This window comes from Halobacteriovorax sp. RT-2-4, from assembly GCF_047085445.1.
Classification (GTDB): domain Bacteria; phylum Bdellovibrionota; class Bacteriovoracia; order Bacteriovoracales; family Bacteriovoracaceae; genus Halobacteriovorax_A.
In genome coordinates this window covers 1-22,225 of the sequence record NZ_JBKIXY010000002.1, presented here as the reverse complement: position 1 = coordinate 22,225, position 22,225 = coordinate 1, and the positions used below count along the sequence as shown (strand labels likewise).

The following is a 22,225-nucleotide window of genomic DNA, read 5'->3' as shown; positions in this document are numbered from 1 at the left end:
TTTTATCCAATTGAATTTTCTAATTTCATCTCAATTAACTTAACGGCTTCAACAGAGAACTCTAGTGGAAGTTCTTTAAATACTTCACTACAGAAACCATTTACGATCATTGAGATACATTTTTCCATATCCATCCCACGTTGCTGTAGGTAGAAAAGCTGATCTTCAGAAATCTTTGAAGTTGAGGCCTCGTGCTCTACAGTTGCCGTATTATTTTTCACGTCAATATATGGGAATGTGTTTGCTGAACACTTTGAACCAACAAGCATTGAGTCACATTGAGAATAGTTCTTTGCACCAATTGCCGAAGGCATAACTTTAACAAGCCCTCGATAGTTATTTTCAGATTCCTCTGCTGAGATACCTTTTGAAATAATTGTCGACTTTGTGTTCTTACCGATGTGAACCATTTTTGTTCCAGTATCGGCCTGCATTTTATTATTTGTTAGTGCAACAGAGTAGAAAGCTCCTTGAGAGTTTTCACCAATTAAGTTACATGACGGGTACTTCCAAGTGATTGCAGAACCTGCTTCAACTTGAGTCCAAGAAATTTTTGAATTCTTTCCAAGGCAGTTCCCACGCTTTGTTACGAAGTTATAAATACCACCTTTTCCTTTTTCATCACCGGCATACCAGTTTTGAACAGTTGAGTACTTAATTTCTGCATCATCAAGAGCAATAAGTTCAACGATGGCCGCGTGAAGTTGGTTTTCATCTCTTTGTGGAGCTGTACAACCTTCAAGGTAATTTACGTAGCTTCCCTTATCTGCAACAACAAGTGTTCTCTCAAACTGTCCTGTCTCTTTTGCATTGATTCTAAAGTAAGTTGAAAGATCCATCGGGCAAGTTACACCCTCTGGGATGTAAACAAATGATCCATCCGAGAATACTGCTGCGTTTAGTGCTGCATAGAAGTTATCTGCTGGTGGCACAACTGTACCAAGATATTTTTTTACTAGCTCAGGATGCTCTTGTACTGCTTCCGAGATAGAGCAGAAAATAACACCAACTGCTTCAAGCTCTTCTTTATATGTTGTCCCAACTGAAACTGAGTCAAATACTGCATCAACTGCAACTCCTGAAATTCTTTTCTGTTCAGATAATGGAATTCCTAACTTCTCAAAAGTCGCTAAAAGTTCTGGGTCTAAATCATCAAGACTTTTTGGCGCACTTTCTGTTGATTTTGGTGCTGCATAGTAATACAGATCTTCAAAATCAATTTCTGGAATCTCAAGTTTTGCCCAATTTGGCATTGGCATTTGCTTCCAAAGACGGAACGCCTTTAGACGATATTCAAGTAACCATTCAGGCTCATTCTTTTTTGCTGAAATCATTCTTACGATGTCTTCATTTAAACCTTTAGGAAACTCTTGAGTTTCAATGTCTGTAAAGAAGCCGTACTTATATTCTGACTTTGTTAATTGTGTATCACTCATGTGTGAATCCTGCCTTATTCATTAATAACTCTTCAAGCGACAAGTTAATCAGCTGGTGATTAACGTGAGAGTTAAGCTTTTCTATTGGTGAAATTAATTCGCAATTTAAGTATTTAGTACATTTACCTTTAAGGGCATCACAGTCTGAATTTGAAATCTTTCCTTCGATTGAATTACTGACTTCAAAAAGATTAATTTCAGACAGGGGACGGCTTAGGAAGTAGCCACCTTTAATTCCCTTAATTGATGAGAGGACGCCGTATCCATTTAGCTTTTGCATAACTTTTGATACGGGGTCAAAAGGCATTTTGTAGATGTCACATATTTCTCTGGCCGAAGTTAAGTTTTCAGCACAAGTGTGTCCGTGCTCTTGCATATGCTTTAGAGCTTTTAGGGCATATTCTGTTTTTTTACTAACCTTAAACATGCGTTTCACACCTATATTGTGACGAGTTAAATACCTTAGGTATCGCCTTTTATTAATAATTTACGTTATGCCATTTAAATAACGTAAAATAAGTCAAAAAACAACTTATTTAAGTCCATCTTATCAAATATATAGGTGGAATCACACCTCTAATCCATAATATTTATGTAAGATCGACTTTTATCAAGCTTTGTAGGAAAATGATTTCATGAGTGAACATGATACTGAAATTAACTTAAAACGACTTAAATATATTGGCTCTTTACGTGATGAGTCGATCACATCTCTGATTGAAGCACAACTTCTGCGTGAGGGGATTCATATCACAAAAGAATACGAGAACGATTTCTATCACTTATTTGTTGTGGATATTAATCAATTGCAACAGGCCCGTGACGTTTATCGTGTCTACATTGGTGGGGCAAAGCCGTCTAAAGTCGACGAGAATTGGCAGTACGTTCAGTCTTTAAGTATGGGGCCTGCGACAATTATTATATTGGCCTTATGTGTAATTGTTTTTATTTTTGGTTGGATCTTTAAAAATGAAAACCTTTACTATCTCTTTCTCTTTTCAACTTCAAAGGTTGATGCTTTTGCAGATATCAATCGTGGAGAATATTGGCGTCTACTTTCTCCGGCCTTTATTCATTTTGGCTATATCCACATCTTCTTTAATATGCTTTGGTGGAAAGAGCTTGGTAAGCTTATCGAAGTAACTAAGGGAAGTGTCTTTCTTGTCTTACTATTACTATTTACCGCAATTACTTCAAATATTTTACAAGCAATAATGTCGCCGGGGATGTTCGGCGGGCTCTCTGGTGTAGTTTACGGCCTATTGGGATTTTTATGGCCTTACTCAAGACTGAATCCAAATTTCAAGTTTAAGCTTCCAACTTCAGATATTGTACTTATGGTAGGGTGGCTTTTCTTAGGCTTCTTTGATGTCTTTAATTTTAAGATGGCCAACTGGGCCCATGGTGGAGGACTGGTAAGTGGTGCAATTTTAGGTGTTATTTTTGCTTTGATGGATCGAAATAAGAGAATTCCCCAACCTTAAGTTTTCCAAGCTTTACGTCACCAATAGCAACTCGAATAAGTCTAAGCGTAGGAAAGTCTACGGCCGCACACATTCTGCGAATTTGTCGATTACGTCCCTCTGAGATGCGTACTTCAATCCAAGATGTTGGAATCGACTTTCTTACTCGCACTGGAGGTACTCGCTCTTCAATTTTAAAATCCGCAAGTTTTTTTACTTTGGCAGGCTTTGTCTTGTAATTTCCTTTAATAACAACACCACGTTTAAGCTTTTCAATTGCCTCTGTCGTAATATCGCCATCGACTTGAACAATATAGGTTTTTTCAACCTTGCTATCAGCATTTGCCATTTGGTTCTTATACTTTCCATCATTTGTTAGAATAAGTAGACCTTCACTATCTTTATCAAGTCGTCCGACAGGATAGACTTCCTTAGGTAGTTTATAATCGATAAGGCTTAACTGATCTCGATGATCTTTTCCAAATTGGCAAAGAACATCGTAGGGCTTATTGAAGATGATATACTGGTTGTCTCCATTACTAGAAAGCTCTTTAAAATTCTCAAGTGAAAATGGAGCTTCTACTTTTAAGTTAATTTCTTCATTTGAAAATTTATCAAAAAATCGAAGCTTATAGGCACATAGTCTTTGTCCACTTTGGTCTTTTGAATTTGAATAAATTGGATCACCATAAATCGGATGGCCCATATGTTTTGCATGAGCGCGAATTTGGTGCTTTCGACCTGTTAGAATTGTAAATTCTAAAAGTGAATACTGCTTATTTGTATCGATTACCTTGTAGTCAGTAATGGCCTTTTTTCCACCTGAATTTACCACGGCCATCTTTTCAATATGTCCGACACGATTAGCTTTTAAGAAGTTCTCAATTCTTCCTTCTTGCTCAGAAAGTTCTCCGCTACATATTGCTAGGTAGCTCTTCGTTATCTTATTTGGATCGTGTGAACTAAAGAGTTCTTGTAGATACTTATTCGCTTCTTTATTCTTTGCAAATAAAAGAATTCCCGACGTTTCCACATCAAGTCTGTGGGCCAAAACGAGATACTGGTCTTTTCCATCTGCTCGATTCTTCAAAAAACTTGCTAATGCATCTGTACAATTGTCTCTAAAACGATCGAGAGTTTTATGCACAGGCCAGCCGGCCTTTTTAAATAAGGCAATATAATTACCATCCTCGAAGATGATATCATTGGCCGATAGACGAATTTTAATTCTTTTTTTCACTGAAAGTATTGTATCATGTTTAACATGAACGATTTACCAAATTCTGAAGCATGTGAAAGAAATAAAGGCCCCATTCTAGAGGTGATTAAACCTTATCTAGAGAGTTGTGAAAGTGGAGAATTCCTAGAAATTGGCTCTCTAACTTGTCAGCATAGCGCTCACTTTGCAAAGAGCTTTTCTCAAATTGATTTTATTACATCAGAAATTAGAGAAAACCAGAATGTCCTTAAAAAGTGCCTAGAGCATTACAGTAAGAACTTAAAGAATCTCAAAGGTCCTCTGACTTATGAAGCCGGTTTTAATAAACTTGAAGCAGGTAAGAAATTCTATTACACAGCAAATACTTTACATATTATGCCTTGGAAGGCCGCAAAGACCTTTATTAAGGATTTGGCCCAAGCAATGGATGAGAATAGTACTTTGTTTATTTACGGCCCATTTAAGTACCATGGAAATTTCACTAGTCCTTCAAATGAACAATTTGATACTTACTTAAAAGAGAGAGATTCTCAGAGTGGAATTAGAAATTTTGAAGATGTTTGCAATAACTTCTTAAAGAAAGGTGTCTTCCTAAAAGAAGATATTGCAATGCCAGCTAATAATCAGTTACTAGTTTTTACGAAGTAATAAGATTACATTCTCTCTGGTACTTGGATTCCTAGGATACCAAGGCCCGTTTTAATAATTTCACTTGTTGCATACGCCAGCTCAAGTCTTGCTTTTTTAAGAGACTCTTCGCTCGAAGCAATTGGGCAAGCTGCGTAGAAGCTATTAAATAACTTTCCAAGCTCAAATAGGTAAGTCGTAAGTAAACTTGTCTTATTCTGCTCATGTGCTTTTGTAGCAACATCATTAAATAGTGAAAGTTTTTGTAAAAGTTCAAATTCCTTCGTTTCAACAATTGAAGATGCATTTGAAAGTTCAAGCGCTTGTGCCTTTTCGAATCCTTGCTTTGATAGAAGTGAGTTAATTCGAGCATAAACGTATTGAAGATATGGGCCAGTATCACCATCAAGCTTTAACCACTCATTCATATCAAAAACGATTTTACGATTGTTATCAATTTTGATCATTCCGTACTTGATCGCACCGTTTGCAATCTTAGTCGCTGTTTCATCAATCTCTGATTGGCTCCATTCTCCAGCATACTTATTTAAGTAATCTTCTTTGATCTTAGCTTCCATATTGTTTATTAGATCAGTAAGGGCAACAATATTTCCTTTACGAGAACTCATGGCACCATCTGTTAGCTCCACCATTTCATATGGAAGGTGATAGCAGTCTTTTGCCTGTTCAAATCCTATATGCTCAAGAACTTTAAATACTTGTTTGAAGTGAAAGGCTTGGCGAGAGTCAACGATGTAGATATTATTTTTTACACCGTATTCTTCAAATTTCTTAATTGCAAGGGCCACGTCTTTTGTTGAATAAAGTCCTGTTCCATCAGACTTGATTAGAATACAAAAACCTAGCTTATCTTCACTTAGATCCATTCCAATAGCACCATCATCTTTTACGAATAGACCTTTCTCATAGTATTCGTTACAGATCTTTAGTGATGGAGCGTCCATTTCAGATTCAAAGAACCAGCGATCAAACTCAACATCTGCCCAAGCATATGTCTTCTTCATTAGATCAATCGACCACTGACGAGTCTCTTTCCAAAGATCGAAGAATTCACCTTCTTCAGCATGAAGTTGTTTTAGGATTTCTGTAAGCTTTGCGCGGTTATCGTCTTCTTTATCTGAGCCAAGCTCGTCTTCTAGCTTTGTATTTGCTAGAGTGTAAATACGGCCAAGCCATTCTCCCTTATTCGTTTCAGGAATTGTGTCTTGATTATGATATTTTAAGTACCATAGACATTTTGCAACGTGAGTTCCAGAGTCTCCAGGATAAGTCACTGGATGAACATCAACGCTACAATACTGTTTAATTCTAACAAGAGCATTTCCAAGACATAGATTTCTCATATGACCAACGTGAAGCTCTTTGTGAGTATTTGGCTGCGAGTACTCAATCATTGTTTTACCTTCGCCTTTAGTTAGCTCTTTTTTGAAGAACTCACCTGAGCGAATTTCACTGACTAGATTTGCAAAGTATGCATCAGCTGTAAGTGTAAAGTTTAGGTATGGGCCTTGTGCTTTAAGGTCTTTTATAATCGAAGCGTTTGCTTCAAGATCAATTTGTTCTAAGATTGCAGCAGCGATTTGTGGTGGCCCTTGCTTAAGAGCTTTGGCGAAACGAAATACTGGAAAAGCGTAGTGGGCCATCTCAATATTTGGCGCCTGTCCAATTGAGGCATAAATATCTGCTCTTTCAAACTGTGCATCTGGGTAAGCAGTCGAGAATGCATTTTCAAGGATATCAGTAAGCTTTGTTAAAATTGTATTCGTTTCCATTAATTAATCACCGTAATTTGCTGCGCTGCAGTTTAGTATAAGTATGTTATCATCATATTATAATAAATAATTTACTAATTGTTTAGGAAAAGTAATTTCATATGTTCATTTCTACTAGACTTCTAATGATTATATTTAGCTCAGTGTTAATCGTAGTAGCGCCAATTGGAGACACTATTGCCGACGATGGTATGACTCCAATTGAAGAATTTCAAAAAAAGCAGCTAAAAGAGCGAAAAGAAGCAGAAGACTTTCGTAAATACAATACGGAGTCCAGTATTGGTGATGGACTTTTTAAAGGTTCAAATCTTATCTATCTTTGTGGTAAGGATCGTAGGCACTACGCCTGTGTGAATGATCTTTCCATGCAAAATTGTGAGCGTCGTAAAGATATGAAATGTATGTTTATACAAAAGACTAAAGGCCAAAGGGAATGCTTCAAGATTCAGTCTGAGCTTATGCTTAAGTCGCGTATTGATTCTTATTGTAAAAATTAATTAATCTCACGATACATTAGGATATGTCGTCCGATTCCCTCAATTTCAAATTCGTCTTCAAAGCTTTCAAAACCTAGCTTTTCGTAGAAAGCTCTTGCTTCGATACGAGCATTGCACCAAATAAGGTTACAAAAGTTTTGCTTAATAATTGGGAAGGCGACATTAAGTAGCTCTCTTGAAAATCCTTGTTTTCGATAACTTTCAAGTGTTGCCATACCTTGTAATTGATATTGATTATCAATATTAAACTTTGGGTTTGGATTAAAATAAAAAGATGCCACAGATACGAGATTATTTTCGACGAAAGCACCTAAGTGAAAAGTATCGGACTCGTCATCAGCAACAAATTTATAACTAGATTCATTGCCATCTATACCTAGTACTGAGCGTCGAATTTTATATGTATCTTTCAAATGGATTCTTTTTACAATCATAGAGGGAATTTATACCAAATAAATGAAATTTTGTCACAATAAAGAAATATAAGCTTATTAATTGAGTATTAAACTTTAGAATTTAGTTTTTTTTACTATTGTGACAACAATAATTATGGGAAATAGTTACGTTATCTTTATAATAGATATATGAAGTTTAGTATAATAAAAATCCAAAAGGCCGTGGCCGATTTCTTCCATTTTCTAAATCAAGAGTTTTCTAAGCTTATTGCTCATATTGATGAGTTCATATTAGCGTGGCCAATGCGCTCTTTTTTTATCTTTCTAGCGATAATAATAATCGCTCGAGTTATGTTCTTTTTAGCAAGAACATATCTGTTAAAGAGAAGTGAGAATCAGATACAGGCTAGAAAGTTTGTCTTTCGTTTCTTTGACTTTAATCTTTACTATCTATTCGCCTTTAGCGCTCTTGATGTTTTTAATCTTTATCTTTTGAAGTTTCAACGAGAGGACTTTCAACTTTTTTTACACGTCTTCAGAAATATACTTGTTCTCTACGTACTCTATATTAATATCGGTTACTTTCACAGTTTCTTACGTTTTAATTTTCAAGTTTATTTTAAGAGAGTAAATAAGGATTTTGTTAAGGACAGCAAGAAACTTCGCTATATTATTACAATAACAACTTTCTTCTATATTCTCTTATATAATTTATTTTCCGGTTTTCTTGGTCACAATATTATCACGATTCTATTCTTTGTTATTTATACAGCGATCCTACTTCGCTATGAGAACTATGCGCAATTGATTCTACCTAAAATTGTACCGCCTTCAATGTTACTCACTCAAAAGCATATTTCTAATCTTGTCATTAGATATATCTTGCCAGTTTTCTTATACATCTACACACTTCTATATTCATTTTACTTAATGTTCTTCTTGGCAAATAACGACAAGGAGTGGTCAAAGAACTTACTTTCAGGCATTTTAGAACAGCATCTAGAAAGTCTAAGAGATGAGGTCTTCACAGAGTATGAAGTACCTGGCACCTATCTTGATATATTTAAAAGAGAAAGTGATACTGAAATTGTCAGAAAGCCAGATCCTGCTGTGATGGCCTATGAGCGTATTGATAGTTGGCTTAATGGAACAAGTAGTTCATATCATTTGGCATTTTCTGGAGAGTCGGGAAGTGGAAAGAATCATGTCTTGGATAAAATCTTAAAACGATATTCTTCAGTAACATCTTTCAAATTGGATATTAATGAAAAAATTGTTGAAGAATCTGTTCTTTTAAAAAGACTTGAAAACTTTGTTGGTAATGGTGATGAAGAAGAAAAAAAGTTCGTTATCATTAAAAATGCACATAATCTCTTTTTATCGAAATTTAATGGTTTTAAGGCATTTGACGCCTTTTTTAAAGTCATTAATAGTTCTTCTAAAAATGTCTTTTGGTTTACTGTGTGGAATAGTAATTCACTAAATTTAATTAAGCATATTTATAATAAGTATGAATTGTCTTCAGATACCATCCATATAAGGCCATGGAGTAAAGAAGAGCTTATGCAATTGATTTTAAAAAGACATGAACCAACAGGTCTTGAGATCAGATTTAACGAAGAGCTTTTTGAAATTATGTCGCACTTTGGAGCAGAAAGATCAATTGAAAATGCTCAGGATATTTACTTTAGAATCTTAGCAAAACAAACTGGTGGAAATCCACAGGCAGCAGTTAACACGTGGCTTAAGTCTATTTCTCACGTAAATGACAAAACAATTGAGCTGCACCTCCCACAACGTCGTCCAATTCATGAAGTTGAAATCTTGACTGATGAATCACTATTTGTTTTTTCAAGCATCCTATCTCATGAGCACCTTAGCTTTTCTGAGATTGTGGCGACAACAGACCTTAGTGAAAAAGTTGTTACCTATGCTCTCAAAACAGGCTTTGGGAAGGGAATCCTAAGTAAGGATGGGGATTACTTTCACATTAGAAAAGATTGGTTAGTGGACATCAAAACAATCTTACGAAAGAGGAATTTTATCTATGAATGAAACAGTAACTGATACAATTGCTAAAACGCAAAAAATGGCCAGTATTTTTGATTCTGTTAATCCTGAAATGATTCTAAGTCTTGTCATGGGTTTTCTAACTCTTTTCATTATTGTAAGAATCGTCTCTTGGTCCCTACAGTATTTAGCAATTAAGATTCCGTTTTATCGCTTATCAATACTTCAATTAAATACAATCATCACTCACATGATTTATATCTTTGGTACTTTTTGGTTACTTTACGTAACCCTAAACCCAAGCCAAGAAATGATTTATGCATTTATTGGGTCAGGTGCAGTGGCTATTGGCTTTTCACTCAAAGACCTTATTTCTTCTATTATTGCCGGTATTATTTTAATTTTTGATAAGCCATTTCAGGTAGGGGATCGAATCCAATTTCGCGATAACTATGGTGATATCATCCAAATCGGACTACGTTCTGTACGTATTCAAACTCTTGATGATTCGACAGTAACAATTCCCAATAATTTATTTCTTAGTGAAAATGTCGCTTCAGCTAATTCGGGACAACGAGATATGCTGGTTTGTAGCTATTTTTATTTTAAAAATAATTGCGATATTTCACGTATGATATCACTACTGGAAGAAGTTACATCAACTTCTCGTTACGCTTATTTAAAGAAGCCTTTAAAAGTTATAGTGTCGACGGAAAAATTTGAGCACGGTATTGGAGTGAAGGCCACGGTTAAGGCCTACGTGCTTGAAACAGTTTATGAGAAGGCTTTTGTTACAGATATTACAAAGAGATTTTATGAGGCATTAAGAGAAGAGGAGCTTGCCGATCAACTGCTTTCTGAGTCATAATTTAGACTAATTCTGCCAAAGATAAGGAGTTGATATGGAAATGGAAATCTTTTTTCGCTATTGTGGTGTTCTAGGATTGCTTTATGTCGGTGTTACACTAAATGTAATACGTAATCGCTGGAAACATCGTGTAGGTCTAGGACATGGAAAGGTGTCTGATATGAACAAGGCCATCAGAATTCATGGAAACTTCTCGGAGTATATTCCTTTTATTCTTTTATTAACTTATTTTGCTATCGAAAAACAGATGATCTCTATGACAGGAATTCATGTACTTCTTTCAGCACTTATTATCTCAAGAGTATCTCACTTTATTGGACTTACAAAAAGTGCTGGTACTTCATTTTATCGTTTTTTCGGTACCAGCGTTATTCTTATTGCTTTAATCGGTATCAGTATTATTTTATTACGTTAATACAAATATCAAGATCGCCTAGGGTGTTGCGAACATCCTGGGCAGTCATTGAATAGAAGAGATCTTTTAGTCTCTTATGGATTTCTCCACTTGTTTCAAATCTTTCATCATCTGTTGAATCAAACTTAAATGCTTCTTTAAAAGATTGCCAAAATTTTTCTTCAACACATGCCATGACGACAAATTCACGGTCACTTGTTTGATAGATATTGTAACAAGGGTAAAGTCCGTTGTGTAAGAACTTATGATCAGTTTCTCGAATTGATTTTGGCCAGAAAGCATCAAAAACTTCTTGAGTTGATTCATATAGATAAGACTCAATGATTTGAACATCTTTAGTCTCTTGTGCCTTAAACATTGCTCCTAGTAGATCAAAGGCCATTTTCTGACCAAAATTAATACCTGCTAGTGGCAAGAATGGAGGGGCCACATCTTCAATTGAATTGATATTTCTTAGGTGTAGACTTAGAAGTCCCGTCATTGCTAGAGCATTTAAATCGTGCATATGATTCATATGCTCTTTTGATGCCTTTGGGATAACAATTCCATAAGAGTTCTTAACAGTATTTTCGATTGTTTTAATCGAAATTCCAAGCTTATCTTGAATCTTGCCAGGAATTCCCATAATAATTCCATCTGCTTCAAATACTAACTTTTGAATCTCTTTAATATCTTCTTCACTTTTAAAATCGAAGCGTTTGACTGTTTTACACTCATTTAATTCTTCGTACCATTTTGGAAATGAGTTATCCATTTCAGCGAATAGTCCATATATGAATGGGTCTTTAAACTTTGAATCTTCAATTTTAATGACATTTGCACCAAGGCCCGCAAGAAGTTTTCCTGCTAAAGGCCCTGGTAGTCGATGTGAAAAATCTATAATTGTTTTTCCGGCAAGTGGCTTTCCTTGAGTGTTACTCATTAACTTCGCCCTGTACGTGATTTGGTTTTAAAGTCTCAATGAAATTATCTAAACCTTCTCCAGTCATTTCGCATTCATTTGCACCACAGATTTCCCATCTTTGTCCCTTGTCTTCTTGGAAGTCGAAAACAAACCTTGGAAGGAAGTAGCAAATAAAGCCAGCGAACTCTTGGTTTTGAAGCCATTCTTTTGGGCACTTGATCACTTTGTAAGCATTTGCTGGATAGCTGAGTGCTCTTAGGCCTTCACCAGATCCCGCAGGATTTTTTAGAACATCTTGAGTCGTGTTTTCCATTAGAGGCTTGATTTCTTCAAGCATATCAATGTCACCAAATAAAACACTTGCACGTCTTACTAATTTAATAAGAGTTGAAACAGGTGACTTGAATGACTGGTCAAAGCTTGTGTAGTTTTGATTTGGATAAAGTTCCGCATCGTTATCTCTTAGAGCACGTGTTTTAAGACGGCCGTCCACTAAGAATTCTTTTAAGATAAAGCCTAACGTGTCTTTTAGGTTTGCTTTAAAGACAGGGTTTCCACTTAGCTCGTATATTCTAAGTTGTGCTTCTGCAAAAAGAACATAGTCTTCAAGAAGAGATGCACCAACTGGACGAGTTGTTGTGTGACGAAGACGCATTCCATTTGGAGTCGTCTCTAGAAACTTCTTATATGTTCCTTCGACAACACGGTTAAATAACATACTAGCTGCATTTCTAATTGCTGGAACCTGAGTGTATTGCATAACATCTGATAGGGCAGTGATCATGTGGAAATTCCAACTTGCAATCCCTTTATTATCAGTCATTGGTGGAATACGAAGCTTTCTTTCATTAAGAAGTGCTTTTTTAGCATTTCTAATGAGCTCCCAAGACTCAGTTGTGAAAATATCTTTCGCCTTATCATGATTAATCGTAAGAACATTAAGCCCAGAATCAAAATTACCTTTTTGTGTAACTCCAAACCATTCTTTTAGCTTGTCTAGATTCTTTGTTAATGACTCATCTTCAGTATCAAAGCGCCCTAGAGCATCTTCAAACTCTTGCTCAGTATATGTGAAGTATAGACCTTCAACACCTTCACTATCTGCATCTTGAGCAGAGAAGAAAAAGTTTTCTTCTTCATTAAGCATTTCTGTTTTTAGGTATTCAAGTGTATTAAAAATTCCATCAAATACTAAAGGTGATGGGTAGAGCATACTTGTCTTTGCAAGAAGCTTTAGGAGACCAGCTTGATCATAAAGCATTTTCTCAAAGTGTGGCACAGTCCACTTATTATCTGTACTGTAACGGTGTAGTCCACCACGTACTTGATCGTAAACACCACCCATTAACATTCTTTCAATTGACTTAATAATGTGTTCACCATGTTCTTTTTTTACAACACCTTCAAGCATTTGTTCGATGGCCCACTCATAGAAAGCTAATTGTGGAAACTTAGGTGCTTCACCAAAGCCACCGTTTTCCTGATCTTTGAATTTGTCTAGAACATCAAGAACTGAGTTTGGATGTGGAAAGTGTCCCTGGAAGTCAACATTTTCTGGTGAGATAAAGCCTTTCTCAATTGCATCAAATGCTTTGTTCGCATTTTCAGTAACGGTAGCATTATCTTCTTTATATGCTCTCACTAGTTCAGTTAAAACTTCCATAAATGGAGTTGCTTTAGCTTTGGCCTCTTTTGGAAAATACGTTCCAACAAAAAATGGCCTTAGGTTTGGAAGTAGGAAGGCACTAAGAGGCCAGCCTCCACCATTAGTGAATAATTGGCAGGCTTGCTGATAGTAATTATCAATATCTGGGTGCTCCTCTCTATCAACTTTGATATTGATAAAGTTTTCATTGAGATACTTTGCAGTTTCTTCATCACAAAATGATTCTTCGGCCATTACGTGACACCAGTGACAAGAGCTGTATCCAATTGATAGAAAGATCGGTTTATTTTCTTCAGTTGCACGTGCAAGAGCCTCCGGACCCCATGGGAACCAGTGAACTGGATTGTCTTTGTGTTGTTTTAGGTATGTTGATGATTCATCTTTTAATCGGTTAAATCCAATATCTGTCATTCTTACTCCTCAAATTTATATATCTATTATGCGTGAAATATTTAAAAATTAAAGGATAACCTCCCAAAATCCTGTAATTAAATGAATGTTTTTGAAATTATTTCTTGCGCTTCGCATTATAATTTTATTTTAACTAGACGAGTAGGTTCAATAGCGGTAAAAGACCTTCATATGAAAGCACCGAGTGAGCGATATAGCTCGCATCTTGAACATTTTAGTACTTTTTGTACGAATACAAAATCATGGTTCACGCTAGGACTTTGTGCCTTTGCAGTCGTGCTTTCTTTCGACTTTTTATGGACACCGACAAGCACAAACTTCCGCGATCTTGGGATCCTTTCATCAATTAATTCAAAAAATCAAAATTTCACTCCTTATAATAGTTATAACTTTAAAGAAACGAATCCATTCTTTAAAAGCTTGCATCTAGGCTTTCTTTCATCAATTGATAAAAAGACGCTTGAGGATACTTTGATTGCTCATATGGAGCATCCAATAAACGTAAGAGCAGAGAAGTATATTTCTTCACTTCTACATTTTGCTGAACAAAGACAACTTGATCCATTATGGGTTATCTCTATTGCTTGGACTGAAAGTCATTTCAATCCAACTGCACAAAGTTATGTGAAGGCCCAAGGCCTAATGCAGATCATGCCTAAAACAGGGGTTTTTCTGCATAAGCTTTTAAAGAGATCCCTCAATCAAGAAGATATTATTGAGATTCTTCGTGTGCCTCACGTAAATATGGAATTAGGTGTCTATTATCTTAGTCGTCTTTATAAGAGATTTGGTCTTTATCGCTATGCGACGGTTGCCTATAATATGGGGCCAGGCTTTGTGAGGCAGCGTCTGCGTTTTAATCGTCCAGTTGGAACAAAGAATGTTTATTATGACAAGGTGAAGAAGAATTATAAAAAACTTCTGGCCGCTGTTGAGACTTTAAATAAACGTTCACGTTCACTTGGCGTTGAGTCAATTCTTCATAAGAATAACCACCAATTCGATCTTGATTACTACCTAGGGATGGATCTTGTTCCTAGTTCTGATGAAAAAATTGCTAAGAAAGAAATTTCTAAATCACGCTTAGCGAAAAACTCGTAATTCATTGAGTCATCTTTTCAACTTCAAATAGCTATTAAAAATTGCTATATTCGTTCCTTATAAATTACATGAATAAGGAAGTTGTATGACATATTCATCAGTTATTGCAATTGATGGCCCAAGTGGGAGCGGAAAATCAACAGTAGCTAAGTTGTTGGCCAAGGAGTTAGGTATTCTATATATCGACACTGGAGCTATGTTTCGCGCTTTAGCCTTTGCTGCAAATGAGAAGGGAATCGATCTTCATAATCATGGTGCGGTAGAATCATTCTTAAAAGATATTAAACTTGAATACGGACAAGCTGATGCACTTGTAAAAGTGGATGGTGTTGATTTATCTCAAAAAATTAGAGAGCACCATGTTTCAAAACTTGCTTCAATCATTTCTCAAATTCCTGTTGTAAGGACAATGCTTTTAGATTTTCAACGCTATATTGCAGATGAAAAAGTATGTGTTATGGAAGGGCGTGATATTGGATCAGTTGTTTTTCCAAATGCATTCATTAAGTTCTTTGTTACTGCTTCAATCGATATTCGTGCTCAAAGAAGATTTGACCAATTAATTGAGAAAGGTCAGCACGATATTGATCTTGAACAACTAAAGCGTGATGTGAAAAAGCGTGATGATAAAGACATGGGTAGAGAAGTTGCTCCACTTGTAAAAGCGGATGATGCTACTCTTGTTGATACTAGTGAGATGGCCATTGATAAGGTTATTTCGACTCTAAAAGAAAACGTACAAATTCGCGCTAAAGAGGTTGGTATAGCGTTGTGAAATATTTAATCAGTCGCACAGATGCCATTGGTCAAAATATCTTAACGATGCCAATGGCCCAGGCCATAAAAGAAATGGATCCGAATGCGACTGTTGCTATAATCACATCTCCAACTTCTGTCATTCTCTATAAAGACCACCCTTATATCGACAAAGTTTACGTTCTTGATAAGAAGAGGTCATACCCATTTAAAGTAAAAAAAGCACTTCAGGTTTTTAATGAGTTTAAGCCAGATGTCTATCTCTATGCAGGTGGATCACAAACACCAAACTTTGTGGCCTGGCTAAAGAAAGTTCCTTTCCGTGGCGGACACCTTGCCAAGTGGCAGGCCAATTTCACTTTAAATCGTGGAGTTCGACAAATTCGCTCTGAAGTGGAAGGGCATGAAACTTTCTATAATATAGAGCTACTTCGTGATCTTGATAATTTTACTAATATAGAACATCGAGAATTCATCCCTGAGTTCAACTTTACTGTTAATGAGAATGATTTTAATTCATTTAAAGAGTTAATTAAGGGAGAAGGTCTAGATCCAGAAAAAGAAATGGTCTTTGTTCATCCTGGAGTTTCTAATGATAATTTGTCATGGCCGGCCAAGAATATTGCTACTTTCATAAAGCGTATAAATGGTATTTATCCTAATCGTTTTAATTTTATCATTTCTCATATTCCTTCAGATCTACGCTACGTAAATCCTGTTAGGGAAGAGCTTAGAGATTATGATGATCAGAATATCTATTACTTTAATGGCAAAAGACGTGGCATTGTTAACTTTCTAAATATTCTAAAACACGCTACACTTTTTATAGGACCTAACTCTGGGGCCACACATATGGCCGCTGTTCTTGGTGTTGATTTAGTTGGAATTTTTTCACCTATTAAAAGCCAATCGTCACTTAGGTGGAAACCTAAAGGGGATGCGCAGATCAAGACGGTCACTCCAAACGTAGTTTGTGGGGAGTCTGACAAGTGTACCGGAATGGATTGTCCATACTATGACTGTATGGCAAAGATCGAAGAAGACAGAGTAATTGAAATTGCAAAATCAATTTTAAATAAATAACGGAAATATTATGACAAAATTAATTTCATCTGAACGCTTTAATGCAATCATTACAAACCTTAACACGATTAAACCAATTCTCGTTGTGGGAGACGTGGGAATCGATAAATACACATCTGGTGTCGTCAATCGTATCTCACCTGAAGCACCTGTTCCACTTCTTGAAGTTCAAAAAGAATGGCAAAAACTAGGGCTTTCAGCAAACGTTTCGGAGAATTTAAAAACTCTTGGTGTTAACTCAACTTTATGTGGAGTTATGGGTGATGATGCTAATGCAAATGTTTTAGAAGATCTTCTTGAAGAAGCGGGGCTTTCTACTTGGGGAGTTGTTCGTTGTGATGAAAGACCAACTGTTTTCAAGGAAAGAATTGTAACAGATCATCAACAAATTTGTCGTATTGATTATGAGTCAAAGAAGCCTATTAATGCAGATGTTGAAAAAAGGTTAGTAAGTCGTATTAACGAACTCAAAGAAAATCATGGTGCTTTAATACTTGAAGATTATTCTAAAGGAGTGCTTACTGAATCTTTAATTTCACGTTTAGTTAGTGAGTTTAAAGAGTCAAAGAGCTTAATTGCTGTTGACCCTAGTCGCACAACTCCGCCGCTATATTATAAGGGTGTCTCACTTCTTAAACCAAACCATCTTGAAGCAAAGCTTATGGCAAATCTACTAGGATATGCAGGGGAGCTTCAGGTTGAAGATATTGCTGAAATTCTAGTTGATAAACTGGAGTTAGAAAAAATTATTATTACTCTTGGTGCTCGTGGAATGGCCATGCTGGACACTCTTGGTGATGGTAAATTGCACATGATCCCAACTGTTGCCAACGAAGTCTATGATGTTTCTGGAGCAGGGGATACAACAATTTCTCTTCTTGTTGCCTGTCTTGAAGCAGGAGCAAGTCTTGAGGAAGCCGCTTGGATTGCTAACTGTGGAGCGGGTGTGGTTGTCGGAAAAGTTGGTACAGCTACAGTTAATCTTGAAGAGTTAAGCAATTACTACAATGTTTTAAAAGAGAAAATGAAGTAGAGTGAGCGATTTAAAACCGGCCACTCGTGCCCTCGCTTTCTTCAGTGTTCTTTATCAAGAGGACAAGATTGGTCCAAGTGAAATTATTAATTTACTTGGGCCACAGTACTCTGATCCAATACTATTCACACACGATTTTTTTCCAATGAAAGACTATTACAGCAAAGAAATGGGGCAGAATCTCAAAAGATGCTTTTTCTTCTATCCTGAGCTTATTGAGAGAACTAAATTAGTTGAACTCAAAAAATATTGTGATGCACTTGAAAAGCAATATCTCTTGGATAGCGCTAGGACTTTTAATATTGATCCAGGGCTCATCTGCTTGGATCAGGTCCTACTTTCGAGTGGCAAGCCTTACTCTCATCGTATCTATTTAGGAGAAGGAGTTTTTGCTGAATTGACCTATCAATTTCAAGGTAAAACTTACCAAAGTCTTTCTTGGACATACCCCGACTATCAGCACCAAGAGATCATTTCAAAGTTCAATTGGTTTCGCTCATTTTTATTGGTACTTTAAACACCCCACGTCTTGCTTTTTCGCACACCGCATGAAAAACTCCCAAGGTTATTATTGAACGTATAAAAATCGTCGAAAATAGGTGGGATTATGATTGATAAGCTAAATGAAGCTTATGGGAAGTTTCAAACAGAACTTGAAACACTAAGTGCACAGCCAGATGTACTTTCACTTAAGTCTAGTTACTTAGGGAAGAAGGGCGCTGTATCTGAAATTTTAAAGTCGCTTAAGGATGCTACTCCTGAGCAGAGAAAAGAAATTGGGCCAGTTGCCAATGAGATTAAGCAAAATATTGAAGGGCTTGTTGCAAAGAAGCTATCTGAGATTGAGCTTGCTGAAATTAATGAAAAGCTAAGTAAGAATAAAATCGATATTACTTTTACTGACGCAGTTAAGTCTAAGAATAATAATCACGGCGGACTTCACCCAAGAACTCTTGTGCAACAAGAGGTTGAAGATATTTTCTTATCAATGGGGTTTGAGGTTTTAGATGGCCCACATGTTGAAACAGAGTTTTATAACTTTGAGGCCCTAAATATTCCTGGTGATCACCCAGCTCGTGATATGCAAGATACTTTCTGGTTTAGAGATGAGAAATCTCCGGAAGGCAATAAACATCTTTTACGTACACACACTTCAACTATTCAAGTACGAGGGATGATGTCTCGTAAGCCACCATTCCGCTTCATTGCTCCTGGAACAGTATTTCGTTGTGAAAGAACTGATGCTTCTCACGAGATGGTATTTCAACAATTAGAAGGGATGATGGTTGGAAAAGATATTTCTGTATCAAACCTAATTTACTTCATGAAAGAAATTCTAACTGAGATCTTTAAGAAAGATGTCGAAGTAAGGCTTCGTCCTGGTTACTTCCCATTCGTTGAGCCAGGTTTTGAACTAGATATCAAATGCCAAGTTTGTAGCGGAAAAGGGTGTTCTGTTTGTAAACAAGTTGGTTGGGTAGAGCTTCTTCCATGTGGGATGGTTCATCCAAATGTTCTTAGAGCAGGTGGAATTGATCCTGAAGAATATAATGGTTTTGCATTTGGGCTTGGTTTAGATCGTCTTGTTATGATGAAGTACGGAATCGATGATATCCGCCACCTTCAGTCAGGTGATCTACGTTTTAACTCACAATTTAAAGAATATTAGAAAAGTTTTAAGGATAATATATGTTAATTAGTATCGATTGGATTAAAGACTTCGTAAAAGTTCCAGACTTAGATGCAAATGAAATTGGATCAAAATTTACTCTAGCAACTGCTGAAGTAGAAGACGTTCTTTCTGTTGGTGATCACCTCGAAGCAATCACTGTTGTTGAAGTTCTAGAAAAAGAAAAGCACCCTGAAGCTGATAAGTTAAATCTTGTTACTTTCACAAACGGAAAGGATAAGTTTCAAGTTGTTTGTGGTGCTGCAAACGTTAGAATCGGAATGCGCACAGCTTATGCTCCACTTGGAATCACTCTACCAAATGGCCTAACACTTGAGCCTAAAAAAATTCGTGGTGTTCTCTCTGAAGGAATGCTTTGTTCTGAAGAAGAGCTTGGTTTCGCTGAAGATTCTGCCGGAATTATTGAGCTCGATAAAATGTTTGATAACCCAGAGCTTGGCACAAATATGCTAACTCTTTTCAATCAAACAAAAGATATCTTATTAGACGTTGATAATAAGTCTCTTACTCATAGACCAGATCTTTGGGGTCACTATGGAATTGCTCGCGAGTTTGCGACAATTTTTGATAATGAATTACAAAAACCATTCTCTGTCGATTGGGCAGCTAATTTAAAAGCAAAGTTTTCAACTGATGCAGCTCCTATCAAAATTAAAGTAGAAGAAGGCACAAGTTGTCTTGGTTACTTTGGCCTTAGCGTAGACAATGTTAAAGTAGGAGAGTCTCCTGCGTGGATGAAAAGACGACTGCAAGCAGTAGGTCTTCGTCCAATTAATAATATCGTTGATATTTCAAATTACGTAATGCTTGAACTTGGTATTCCTCTGCATATCTTTGATCGCGAAAAGATCAAAGGTGACACTGTTGTGATTAGTGCTCTTAAGTCAGATTCAGAGTTCACAACTCTTGATGAAGAAAACAGAAAATTAGTTGCAGGCGATACTGTAATTGGTGACTCTGAAAAGCCTCTTGTTCTTGCGGGGATTATGGGTGGTTTAAATAGTGGTGTTGATGAAAACACAACGAAAATTTTCATTGAAGTTGCAAACTGGAAGGCCGCAGAAGTTAGAAAAACTTCAACTCGCCTAGGTTTAAGAACTGACTCTTCTTCTCGATATGAAAAAACTCTTGATTCTCTAATGCTTGAGAGAACTCTATTAAGAACTCTTGAGTATGTATTAAAAGAAAACCCTGAAGCCAAAGTCGTAGGTGATATGCAATACGATGGGCCAAATCTTTTAGAGATTAAGCCAGTTTCGATTCCATCAAGTGCTGCTAAAATTAATAAGGCCCTTGGTAAAGAAGTTTCTTTTGATGAAATGAAGAGAATCTTCAATAGTCTTGATTTTAATATTGAGGGAACAGCTGAAAGTTTTGTTGCTCATATTCCAAGTTATCGTGCAACTAAAGATATTGAAACAGGATCTTGTCTTGTTGAAGAAATTGGACGTGTTATTGGTTTCGATAATATTGCTCCTGTTTCACCAAAGCTTGATATTGCTCCAGTTAAGTTAAGTCCTGCTCAGAAGCTACACCGCCGTATGAAAAACTTTATGGTGAATCATGCTAATGCATTTGAAGTAATGACATACCCTATGATTGGGCCATCTCTTCTTAAGAAGTCTCTATACGAACACAAGGGTGGATTAGAGTTAATTAACGCTCTTTCAAAAGATGCGTCTCTTATGCGCGAATCATTAGCACCTTCTTTTCTTGAGGCCGCTTCTCAAAACGCAAAGAATTCATCTGCATTTAAATTCTTTGAACTAGGTCGTACATATCACGCAAATGATAAAGACTTTGTAAAAGAGGAGAGTGTATTTGGTGCGCTTTATTTTGATAAAGAAGCAACTCCATTCATGGATCTCTTAAACGATACTACTCGCTTACTTGATTGTTGTAATGTTAACTATCAGTTAAATGAACGTAATCCTAAGTTTAAGAGTAATGCTATTGATGAAGAGTGGGCAGGTATTCATCCATTTGAATTTTATAACTTTAGAATTCAAGGAAAGATGGATGGTGTAATCTTCTCTGTTCATCCTCTAGTTCTTAAGCAATTTAAGATTAAAGGCAATGTTTCAATTGCACTTATTAATATGAGCGCGTTTGAATCACGTGAGCAGAAAGACAAAACTAAGTATCAACCATTAGCGAAGTTTCCTGGTTCAACATTCGATTGTACTGTAGAAGTAGATACTAGCGTTGCAGTAGGTACTATTTTAAATAGTCTTTCAAAACTTAAGATTAAAGAACTTGTTTCTACTTCTATTGCAGATATCTTTGTTCAAGATAATAAGAAGTCTGTAACAGTAAGAAGTGAATTCTTAGATCCTAATAGTACTTTATCAGGAGAGTTCATTACTGAAGCTTCTAATAAAGTAATAGAGACGTTAGAAAAAAACGGATTTCCTCTAAAAAAATAGGTTAAATTTTTTACATAGTAACCGATGATAGAAGGCCACTCAGAGAGTGGCCTTTTTTATTTTTATTAACTTTCGAGATTTCAGGTGGTTACGTTTTTAGTAGAAGTTTAACCTACTGTTAAAATTAAGTATGATTAATAATCTATAAGTATTTAATATTGTTATTAAAATTTATGAAAAAAAAGTTAATAAAAAGTAAAAAAAGTATTGACGAAGTTATTCGGGTTTCATAATATGCCCCTCGTTCCAAACAACAAACGAAACAAAAACAACGTTGCAAATAACGACATTGAATTTTTTTCTTTAATTGTTAAAAAAGACTTTACATGTTGAACATGAACATATAGTCTCGGACAGCTCTTTAGACATTCAAATAAAGTAATAAAGATTTGCTACTTAGGTGGCAAACAAGATGAGAAGAAATCCAAAATA

The 22,225-nt window shown here is 36.1% G+C and carries 20 protein-coding genes; 13 read left to right on the top strand and 7 right to left on the bottom strand.

The window, feature by feature from the left end:
• Nucleotides 1-2: 2 nt before the first annotated feature.
• Nucleotides 3-1,436 (bottom strand): Fe-S cluster assembly protein SufB, encoded by a 1,434-nt coding sequence (gene sufB, locus ACMAYL_RS10495; protein ID WP_103219030.1) that lies wholly within the window; start codon nucleotides 1,434-1,436, stop codon nucleotides 3-5.
• Nucleotides 1,429-1,863, bottom strand: a complete 435-nt coding sequence (locus ACMAYL_RS10490; protein WP_103219029.1) for an RrF2 family transcriptional regulator — start codon at nucleotides 1,861-1,863, stop codon at nucleotides 1,429-1,431. The genes sufB and ACMAYL_RS10490 overlap by 8 nt, the downstream gene beginning before the upstream one ends.
• A gap of 208 nt (nucleotides 1,864-2,071) precedes the next feature.
• Here ACMAYL_RS10490 and ACMAYL_RS10485 point away from each other — a divergent pair, with 208 nt between their 5' ends.
• Nucleotides 2,072-2,920, top strand: a complete 849-nt coding sequence (locus ACMAYL_RS10485) for a rhomboid family intramembrane serine protease (protein ID WP_392992302.1) — start codon at nucleotides 2,072-2,074, stop codon at nucleotides 2,918-2,920.
• Here ACMAYL_RS10485 and ACMAYL_RS10480 read toward each other — a convergent pair.
• Nucleotides 2,874-4,139, bottom strand: coding sequence for a pseudouridine synthase (locus ACMAYL_RS10480; RefSeq protein WP_412463096.1), 1,266 nt, complete (start codon nucleotides 4,137-4,139; stop codon nucleotides 2,874-2,876). The two genes, ACMAYL_RS10485 and ACMAYL_RS10480, sit on opposite strands and share 47 nt — an antisense overlap.
• A gap of 24 nt (nucleotides 4,140-4,163) precedes the next feature.
• Here ACMAYL_RS10480 and ACMAYL_RS10475 point away from each other — a divergent pair, with 24 nt between their 5' ends.
• Nucleotides 4,164-4,766: a DUF938 domain-containing protein gene (locus tag ACMAYL_RS10475; RefSeq protein WP_158246940.1), complete on the top strand. Its 603-nt coding sequence runs from the start codon at nucleotides 4,164-4,166 to the stop codon at nucleotides 4,764-4,766.
• Between the two features lie 5 nt (nucleotides 4,767-4,771).
• Here the strand turns inward: ACMAYL_RS10475 and argS are convergent, their stop codons facing one another.
• A complete protein-coding gene (gene argS, locus ACMAYL_RS10470; protein ID WP_103219025.1) occupies nucleotides 4,772-6,538 on the bottom strand; it encodes an arginine--tRNA ligase in 1,767 nt (588 codons plus the stop codon).
• 125 nt (nucleotides 6,539-6,663) lie between these two features.
• Between argS and ACMAYL_RS10465 the strand changes: the two genes are divergently transcribed.
• Nucleotides 6,664-7,035 carry a hypothetical protein gene (locus ACMAYL_RS10465; protein WP_412471068.1) on the top strand — a complete coding sequence of 124 codons (372 nt, stop codon included), beginning with the start codon at nucleotides 6,664-6,666 and terminating at the stop codon, nucleotides 7,033-7,035.
• On the opposite strand, the gene ACMAYL_RS10460 is transcribed toward ACMAYL_RS10465, so the two are convergent.
• Entirely contained in the window at nucleotides 7,032-7,469 is a 438-nt protein-coding gene (locus tag ACMAYL_RS10460; protein WP_392992295.1) for a GNAT family N-acetyltransferase, read from the bottom strand. The two genes, ACMAYL_RS10465 and ACMAYL_RS10460, sit on opposite strands and share 4 nt — an antisense overlap.
• Nucleotides 7,470-7,619: 150 nt before the next feature.
• Between ACMAYL_RS10460 and ACMAYL_RS10455 the strand changes: the two genes are divergently transcribed.
• Genes ACMAYL_RS10455 through ACMAYL_RS10445 form a run of 3 tightly spaced genes read left to right on the top strand, consistent with a single transcriptional unit; the run spans nucleotide 7,620 to nucleotide 10,723 of the window.
• A complete protein-coding gene (locus ACMAYL_RS10455; RefSeq protein WP_412470048.1) occupies nucleotides 7,620-9,485 on the top strand; it encodes a hypothetical protein in 1,866 nt (621 codons plus the stop codon).
• Complete coding sequence (locus ACMAYL_RS10450; protein ID WP_103219021.1) at nucleotides 9,478-10,308, top strand: mechanosensitive ion channel family protein; 831 nt, start codon at nucleotides 9,478-9,480, stop codon at nucleotides 10,306-10,308. The genes ACMAYL_RS10455 and ACMAYL_RS10450 overlap by 8 nt, the downstream gene beginning before the upstream one ends.
• Before the next feature lie 34 nt (nucleotides 10,309-10,342).
• The gene (locus ACMAYL_RS10445) at nucleotides 10,343-10,723 is read left to right on the top strand and encodes an MAPEG family protein (RefSeq protein ID WP_103219020.1); all 381 of its coding nucleotides are present in this window, start codon (nucleotides 10,343-10,345) and stop codon (nucleotides 10,721-10,723) included.
• Here the strand turns inward: ACMAYL_RS10445 and ACMAYL_RS10440 are convergent.
• Together ACMAYL_RS10440 and ACMAYL_RS10435 are read right to left on the bottom strand one after the other, a co-directional pair.
• Nucleotides 10,707-11,645: a CoA transferase gene (locus ACMAYL_RS10440; protein WP_392992288.1), complete on the bottom strand. Its 939-nt coding sequence runs from the start codon at nucleotides 11,643-11,645 to the stop codon at nucleotides 10,707-10,709. The two genes, ACMAYL_RS10445 and ACMAYL_RS10440, sit on opposite strands and share 17 nt — an antisense overlap.
• Nucleotides 11,638-13,704 carry a thioredoxin domain-containing protein gene (locus ACMAYL_RS10435; RefSeq protein ID WP_103219018.1) on the bottom strand — a complete coding sequence of 689 codons (2,067 nt, stop codon included), beginning with the start codon at nucleotides 13,702-13,704 and terminating at the stop codon, nucleotides 11,638-11,640. Before ACMAYL_RS10435 ends, ACMAYL_RS10440 begins: the two co-directional genes overlap by 8 nt.
• A 171-nt stretch (nucleotides 13,705-13,875) precedes the next feature.
• Between ACMAYL_RS10435 and ACMAYL_RS10430 the strand changes: the two genes are divergently transcribed.
• The 7 genes from ACMAYL_RS10430 to pheT all read left to right on the top strand — a co-directional run bounded on the left by ACMAYL_RS10430 (nucleotide 13,876) and on the right by pheT (nucleotide 21,793).
• Complete coding sequence (locus tag ACMAYL_RS10430) at nucleotides 13,876-14,805, top strand: lytic transglycosylase domain-containing protein (RefSeq protein WP_158246939.1); 930 nt, start codon at nucleotides 13,876-13,878, stop codon at nucleotides 14,803-14,805.
• Nucleotides 14,806-14,890: 85 nt separating this feature from the next.
• Nucleotides 14,891-15,580 (top strand): (d)CMP kinase, encoded by a 690-nt coding sequence (gene cmk, locus ACMAYL_RS10425; RefSeq protein WP_412471067.1) that lies wholly within the window; start codon nucleotides 14,891-14,893, stop codon nucleotides 15,578-15,580.
• Complete coding sequence (locus tag ACMAYL_RS10420) at nucleotides 15,577-16,644, top strand: glycosyltransferase family 9 protein (RefSeq protein ID WP_412471066.1); 1,068 nt, start codon at nucleotides 15,577-15,579, stop codon at nucleotides 16,642-16,644. The genes cmk and ACMAYL_RS10420 overlap by 4 nt, the downstream gene beginning before the upstream one ends.
• A 10-nt stretch (nucleotides 16,645-16,654) precedes the next feature.
• Nucleotides 16,655-17,677, top strand: a complete 1,023-nt coding sequence (locus ACMAYL_RS10415) for a bifunctional heptose 7-phosphate kinase/heptose 1-phosphate adenyltransferase (RefSeq protein ID WP_392992286.1) — start codon at nucleotides 16,655-16,657, stop codon at nucleotides 17,675-17,677.
• A gap of 1 nt (nucleotide 17,678) precedes the next feature.
• On the top strand, nucleotides 17,679-18,194 hold the full coding sequence (locus tag ACMAYL_RS10410) for a DUF4416 family protein (protein WP_103219013.1): 516 nt from the start codon (nucleotides 17,679-17,681) through the stop codon (nucleotides 18,192-18,194).
• Between the two features lie 90 nt (nucleotides 18,195-18,284).
• Entirely contained in the window at nucleotides 18,285-19,346 is a 1,062-nt protein-coding gene (pheS, locus tag ACMAYL_RS10405) for a phenylalanine--tRNA ligase subunit alpha (RefSeq protein WP_103219012.1), read from the top strand.
• A 20-nt stretch (nucleotides 19,347-19,366) separates the two neighbouring features.
• Nucleotides 19,367-21,793 (top strand): phenylalanine--tRNA ligase subunit beta, encoded by a 2,427-nt coding sequence (pheT, locus tag ACMAYL_RS10400; protein ID WP_412471065.1) that lies wholly within the window; start codon nucleotides 19,367-19,369, stop codon nucleotides 21,791-21,793.
• Nucleotides 21,794-22,225: the final 432 nt, after the last annotated feature.